Genomic DNA, 4,221 nt, shown 5'->3' on the forward strand with positions numbered 1-4,221 from the left:
TCGGACGTCAGCGTGCGCGAGCGACCGTCAAGGTAGAACCTGGTCGATACCGCGCCTTGAGGCGGAAACTCTTCAGCCGCGACGTTAACCTGGTCGCCGCCTTTAAAGTCGTGCACGGCGTATCGCACGCGAGGTGTGGATTCCCAGTCGTTAGCCTGGCCTTTTAGGTAGCGGTCAAAGAAGCGACGCAGGTCATCGACGTTCGCTTCGTCGTAGTAATCCGGCCACTCTTGAGTGTTGTGGATCCGCAGCCATTTGTCCTGCGAAGCAATTCTTCGCCACCCGCGGAAGGTACCGGCAGTGTGCAGCGTGTTGGAATAGCTGGCGACAATGTAAGCAGGCACATTGATGCGTGAGAAGTCGGGGATTTTGTTCTCCCACAGCTCGTTCATCAGCGGGTAGCGCGCGGCTTCAGCGAGGATGTCTTCTTTGTGGTTCTTGCCGAAGAAGCTGCCGTTCTGCAACAGCCCGGCAAAGGCGAGATCAGGCATGCCGCCACGCAGCACCAGGTCGCGGTACACGTCACTGACACCTTCCCACGGATTGATCGCTTTCAGGGCCGCAGGTTGCTCAGCAGCAGTAAACCATTGGGAAACGGCCAGGTACGAGGTGCCGCTCATGCCTACATTGCCGCTGCACCATGACTGCTCTGCGAGCCAGTTGATCAGGTCGTGGCAATCGCGACCGTCCTGACGATCCCAAAGCACGCTGTTGCCTTCGGAATCAACGCAGCCGCGAATGTCCGGGTTGCAGATCGCGTAACCGTTGGCGCACCAATACGCAGGGTCCGGCGCTTCGAACTTGGCCAGGCCGGACACGATGTTGTTGTTCAAACCGACCAGACCAAACACGCCCATCACACTGACGGAGGTGCCCTGCCCTTTGCCGTAAGGGCTCCACGCAACAATCACCGGCACTTTTTCGCTACCGGCCGGGCGGAACACGTCGACGTAAATCGTCACACCATCGCGCAACTGCACCGCGACGTCCTTCTCGAACACGATGTCGACGGGGATCGGGCGAAACTGCGGGGCGATTTGAAAGCCTTTTTCCAGCGTGCGCGTGCCCGGCTCGAAAGCGGTCAATAAGCCCGTTCGGGCAGGTGGCAGTGGCGTGGAAGGTGTATAGATTTTTTGCGTATCACTCATGGCGAGACTCCCTTTTCTGTCGCCGGTATCCACCGGGGCAATTAGTGCTTGGGTCAATCAATGTTCAGAAAAACAGCGTGAAACTGGCTTGCAGGTTGAGGGCGTCTTTGACGTCCGGACTGAATGCCGGATGTTCGACGTAACTCAGCCCCGCGCGAACATAGGTGCCAGCGGCAACGCGCATGTTGTAGGCGAGCGTTGTCGATTTCGAGTCGTCGGCATTGGACACATGGATCGAATCCAGTTTTTTGTTAGCGTCATTGCTGTAGCTGGTGTAGCCGTACTCCAGCATGACCATGTCGAATGGACGCGAGTCCAACGGCCCTTTTGCAAACACGCGGAAGCCGTAATACAGGTCAAACAGGTTGCGATCTTCAGGCGCGGTCATCCAGGTAAACCCGGCGTACAGGCCACGGGAAGCGATGGCGCTGTCGAATTGATAAAACTGATAGTCGCCCAGCACGTAGCCGGCGTAGTTGTCATCACTGCGCTCGTTGCTGAGGAACTGCGTGTATTGCGAGGTGTTATGGATGTAACCAGCTCGCAGCCACGCGTACGGTGTACCCGGCGCAGAGGCGCGTTTGTAGCCGAGCTCATCGATGTACAGCGCGCCGGCGTGATCGACGTGCAGATCGAGCTCGCCAGCATGACGGTCGATTTCCGGCCCCATACCGTCAGGGCTGATAGAGCGTTGAACGCCGAACTTGTTATAGAAGTTGCCGTAATTCAACGTGACGTTGGCTGCAGGGCTGGACACCGGCGCGTGGCTCAAACCCACTTGAAACGGGATCACTGCTTGTAAACCCTGAGTGCCACCTACCAAGGTGCCGCCGGTAAACGGGCCGATAAATTCCAGATCGTTTGGCAGCACGCCGATTTTGAATTCGACGGTTTTATCCCATAGGCTCTGGTAGTAGGCGATGCGCGTGAAGCTGAATTTCGATGATGGATTCACTTCATCCCAGCTGGAGTAATAGCTGCCGACGCCAAAAATAAACTGCCCATTATTGAGACCGACCCGGCCCAGATCGTAGGTGAATCCGACCAGGAGATTTGAGGAATACGTCGGGCGCTCACCGCTATAAGCTTGCGGTTTATGACGGTCGTGATCGAGGTAGTTATTGGCGAAGGTGGTCATGTTCAACATGTTGAAACCGATGCCGTGATCAGCCAGATCACTGCGAAAGCCGCCGGCGTCACCGAGGATGCTTTCCGACGGTGGCGGCAGCTCCGTCAATTGACCGTGTTCAACCAGTGCATCGATCTTCGCGAACTGCTTTTTGCGTTCGATGATGTGGCCCAGCAGCTGGCTGTCGGGCAAGGCTTTTTGGGTAGCCGCCTGATCGAGGTTTTTCGCCGGTTGCTTCAATTCCGAGGCAACCTGCCCCACAACGTTTTGCGGTGTTGGGTTTGTTTCGGCACGAGCATTCAGCGAGTGAGCCGCCCAGATTGCCAACAGTGCCGCCAGCGTCACGCGGACAAATTCAGGCGCATGCTTACGGACTCGGTTCGTCCCGTTTTGATGGGGCCGCATACAATTTCCTTTTATTCTTATTTTAGGTAGTCATTAGCGTTACAGCCGGCCACGGCGCAGTCACGCACGGTGGCCGTATTGCTTGTTTTTACTAAGTGACTTCAGGCGCGATCACCCGCTGTGGTTGACCGGGCGACTTGGCAGACAGGCACAACAAACCAAACGCCGCGACTGGAAGTATCGGAAACAGCACCAGAGCTGTGCGGTACGAGCCGCTTTTATCGAACACCATGCCCAACACGAACGGGCCGATAATGGCGCCCAGCAAAGTCACTGAAAAGGCGCTGCCAAAGATCCGCGCATACGCCAATTTTCCAAAGCGTCGGGAAATCAGATAACCGAGAATGTCGATCTCGGCGCCCTGGGTCGCGCCAATCAGGAAACTGGCGGCCAGCGCCCAGTGCAGCCCGTCCAGCAACATCAAAAAGCCAACCAACTGGCAGCTGAGGAAAATCCCCGCCACGGTTCGTGTGTGCAGATGATCGAGCAAGGCACCGCCAAACAGTCGCCCGAACAACGATCCGGCAGAACCCGCGGCAACAATCCCGGCGATCTGATTGGCGGATGCGCCCCAATCCGAGAGCATTGCCGGCAAGTGCACGCTGGCCCCCACGACGCCAAACAGCACCAGTACAAAGGCCAACGAATACAGCCAGAAATCACGAGTGGCCATGGCCTCCCGCAATGTCATGCCGATCACCTCAAGCTGACTTTTTTCAGCGCGGCGTTCGGCCTCCGGGATCGGCCCGTTGTTGTCACGAACAAACACTGCGAGATTGACCAGACCAATCGCCAGCGCGGTCGCCCCAGCCACCAGAAACGCCTCGCGCCAGCCGTTCAATACGATGTTTTGCGAAATCAGATACGAGAATGCGCCGGTGCCGACCGCAAGGCCCGACGACGTGATCGCAAAGGCTAACCCCAAGTGTTTATCGAACCAGCGCTGGGTCAAAAACAGGAAGGCCGGATAACTCGCCAGATTGCCGAACGCCACACTTATCGCCGTGATTGCAACGAACGCGGGGAACGAGTGAATAAGCGACAGGCACATGTAGCTGCCGCTTCCCAACACCGTACCGACCAGCGCGACACGGCGCGCACCAAAGCGGTCAACGAGGAATCCAGCCAGTGGCATCACCAGCGCATTGCAGATCGACGCGACAGAAATGATGATCGCAAAATCGGTACGTGACCAAGCGAACTCGGCGGTCACCGCCTTCATGAACAGGCCCAGCGGAATCAGCAGAATGGCCGGCGACGCAATGCTCATTCCGAGAAAACACCCAACAAGTACTGACCAACGTTTCATCTCTTGTGTCCTTATTATTGTAATGGCACACGCGCTGGAGCTTTAGGTCGACGACGTAACGGATCCGGCTTTTCAGGAGCCTACGTCCAGTCGCGATTTATATCAACAGCAGTTGAGATAAATGGCAAGTGAAAGGATGGACGGAATGTGGTGCAGGAAAAACAGCGGCGGCCGAGATGAGTTAATCGCCAGCGTTCGGGACAAAAAATCGGGAGGATTGGTTCGGAGGG

At 56.8% G+C, this 4,221-nt stretch carries 3 protein-coding genes; all 3 read right to left on the reverse strand.

Going from position 1 to position 4,221, the window contains the following annotated elements; translation table 11 throughout:
- Positions 1 to 1,148 (reverse strand): CocE/NonD family hydrolase (locus WBB95_RS05530; protein ID WP_424486641.1); only part of this gene is annotated, 1,148 nt, incomplete at its 3' end.
- Positions 1,149 to 1,212: 64 nt separating this feature from the next.
- A complete protein-coding gene (locus tag WBB95_RS05535) occupies positions 1,213 to 2,682 on the reverse strand; it encodes a carbohydrate porin (RefSeq protein WP_424486642.1) in 1,470 nt (489 codons plus the stop codon).
- Positions 2,683 to 2,773: 91 nt separating this feature from the next.
- The gene (locus WBB95_RS05540) at positions 2,774 to 3,991 is read right to left on the reverse strand and encodes an MFS transporter (protein WP_424486643.1); all 1,218 of its coding nucleotides are present in this window, start codon (positions 3,989 to 3,991) and stop codon (positions 2,774 to 2,776) included.
- Positions 3,992 to 4,221: the final 230 nt, after the last annotated feature.

It is taken from the genome of Pseudomonas sp. (genome assembly GCF_049645325.1).
Classification (GTDB): domain Bacteria; phylum Pseudomonadota; class Gammaproteobacteria; order Pseudomonadales; family Pseudomonadaceae; genus Aquipseudomonas.

Coding starts and splice junctions, on each gene's coding strand:
- WBB95_RS05535 (WP_424486642.1), bottom strand. CDS start 2,682: ATGCGGCCCCATCAAAACGGGACGAACCGAGTCCGTAAGCATGCGCCT.
- WBB95_RS05540 (WP_424486643.1), bottom strand. CDS start 3,991: ATGAAACGTTGGTCAGTACTTGTTGGGTGTTTTCTCGGAATGAGCATT.